Origin of the sequence: Vibrio sp. 10N.222.46.A1 (assembly GCF_041473595.1) — a bacterium.
Classification (GTDB): Bacteria; Pseudomonadota; Gammaproteobacteria; order Enterobacterales; family Vibrionaceae; genus Vibrio; species Vibrio tasmaniensis_A.
The window spans coordinates 1-2,446 of the sequence record NZ_JBFRSN010000070.1 but is presented as its reverse complement, the minus strand read 5'-3'; the positions used below and the strand labels follow the sequence as shown (position 1 = coordinate 2,446).

2 protein-coding genes are annotated in these 2,446 nt (G+C 41.3%); both read left to right on the top strand.

The window, feature by feature from the left end:
- Window positions 1-160 precede the first annotated feature (160 nt).
- Entirely contained in the window at window positions 161-604 is a 444-nt protein-coding gene (locus tag AB4496_RS02635) for an Rrf2 family transcriptional regulator (protein ID WP_009848694.1), read from the top strand.
- Window positions 605-636: 32 nt separating this feature from the next.
- Window positions 637-1,821, top strand: coding sequence for an NnrS family protein (locus tag AB4496_RS02630; RefSeq protein ID WP_009848693.1), 1,185 nt, complete (start codon window positions 637-639; stop codon window positions 1,819-1,821).
- Window positions 1,822-2,446: the final 625 nt, after the last annotated feature.

The window sequence follows — 2,446 nt, the reverse complement described above, 5'->3', positions numbered from 1 at the left end:
GAAGATGGAGATAGGATCTCATACAACAGATGTGAGAAACGTCATTAAGATCGCAGCCTTAGCTTCTTGGTGCTTAGCCACTACTCCTCATTAGGTTAACTTGCCTTTATTACTCATAAGATTCATAATAAATACATCTTATAGAGTGAAATATCCCAACATGCATATCACACGTTACACTGATTATTCCCTACGCGTTCTGATCTATTTAGCGATCAACAACCAATCTCTTAGCACCATCGGCGACATTGCTAACAGTTATGGTATTTCTAAAAACCACTTAATGAAGATCGTTCAGCAACTCAACCTCAAAGGGCACCTGATCGCTACAAGAGGAAAAAATGGTGGTTTGAAACTCAGTTGCCATCCAAGTCAGATCAACATAGGTACGTTAGTTCGAGAGTTAGAAGACAAACGTAACTTGGTTGAATGTTTTGGCGAAGATAATAGCTGTGTTATTACACCAAATTGCCAATTGAAAACAATCTTTGCTGAAGCTCAAGAGTGTTTTTACAAATGCTTAGACGCTTATAGCTTGCAAGATCTCCTCGGCGAAGGGCACAGCTACAAACTAGGGCAACTTTTGGCGGTTGACGTTATTTAAGTAAGTTTTGTTTACTCACTAGGTTTACGATGATGAAAGATTTAAATCAACCCCCTAACAATGGCGTTTCAATGACGGCATTTTTTGAGCTCGCGTTTCGACCGTTTTTTTTGTTTGCATCACTTTTTAGCGTTGCAGCTCTAGTTGGTTGGGCCGCGTTTTGGAATGGTAGCGCAACTCTGAATGTTTATGGCGGAGCAATGTGGTGGCATATTCATGAAATGTTATTTGGCTTTGCAGCTACTGTCGTGGTTGGCTTTTTACTGACGGCCGTACAAAACTGGACGGGTGTCCGTAGTATTAACGGACGCGGGTTAATGATACTTCTGGTTATCTGGCTGTGTGCGAGAATAGCCATGTTCCTACCTAATGCCTTTAGCCCTTGGTTGGTGGCTGGGCTCGATTTACTGTTTTTGCCTGTCGCTGTCATTTATCTTGCTCACAATATTGTCAGTGTGAAACTTTGGCGAAATCTATTGTTCGTTCCCATTTTGCTGCTAATGACTTTTGCCAATGCGGCGATGCACTATGGTGTTCTATTTCAGCAGCCAATCTTAATTTCACAAGCTAGCACAAGCATGGTGCTGTTGGTGACTCTAGTCATGTGCATTATGGGTGGACGAGTCTTTCCTATGTTTACCGCGAATGGCACACAGACACCACGAACCCCTGCATTACCATGGCTTGAAAAGCTGAGCATCGTGAGCACGATTTTCGCCGTTGTGTTGAGCTTTCAGATACTTCCAGTTCCACAAGATATCGTTGCTAGCGTGTTTATTGTCAGTGGCCTGGCAAATGCGGTTAGGGCGGTAAGGTGGAAAATATGGGTCGCTTTTAAGACTCCTCTTGTGTGGTCTTTACACTTAAGCTACTGGGCCATTTCGTTAGGATTGGTCTTGTATGGCGTTTCGATCATTTCGTCATTGGTCACACAATCACAAGCGATTCATGCCTTAACCGTGGGTGGAATGGGGGTGATGATCTTATCAATGATCTCACGCGTCTCTCTAGGACATACAGGTCGAGCTATTGCGATTGGTAAAATAATGACTGCGGCGTTAATTGCCATTGTTTTTGCCTTTATTGTTCGAGTATTTGGTGGATACTTTACCAATAATATTGTCTCTATCATCACCTTATCGAGTGCTCTGTGGGTTGTCGCGTACAGTTGTTTCGTTGTGTTGTACTTACCAATTTTAATAAAACCAAGGGCTTAAATACCTCAAGACACCAAGCAGCCAATTTGGCTAATATTAAAGTTGCATTTAAAATACATCTTTAATATTATGACCTTAATGAGTTACTTAAATACAATCAAAGAGAGCATAATTATGAGCTGTTGTGGCGGATGTGGTGGTTCAAACCACGAAGAAAAAGCAAATGAAGCTGAACAAAAAAAACAAGCAGAGCAGCAAGATACTAAGCAAGAAAACGCTTAATTAGATCTGCACTCAAGCCAAATTTAAAAATCCAGAGACTTCGATGAAGCCTCTGGATTTTTTTATCGTTATGTATTCACAATGAGAACCTGAAGAAACCTAGGGCACTATTCCAATAAACATCCCCCAATTCTTCAAGTTACTTGGTCATGCATTGGTGGCGTAGGTCTACATGTTTATTGGCAGGGATGTTTTGTTGCAACAGTGACGTCGAATTTCGATAGGTTTTAAAGGTAAAGAGTCAGTTACCTATGCTATATGTTTAAATACAACAGAGCGGTAATAGGCTTGAAGTTGCCGTGATAAACAGGTTTAAGTCAGATTCCGATAGTTAAGGACTTTGACTGGTTGACTAACTGACTCTTAGATTCGATTAACTTTACGCTAGATGCAAAAAAGCCGC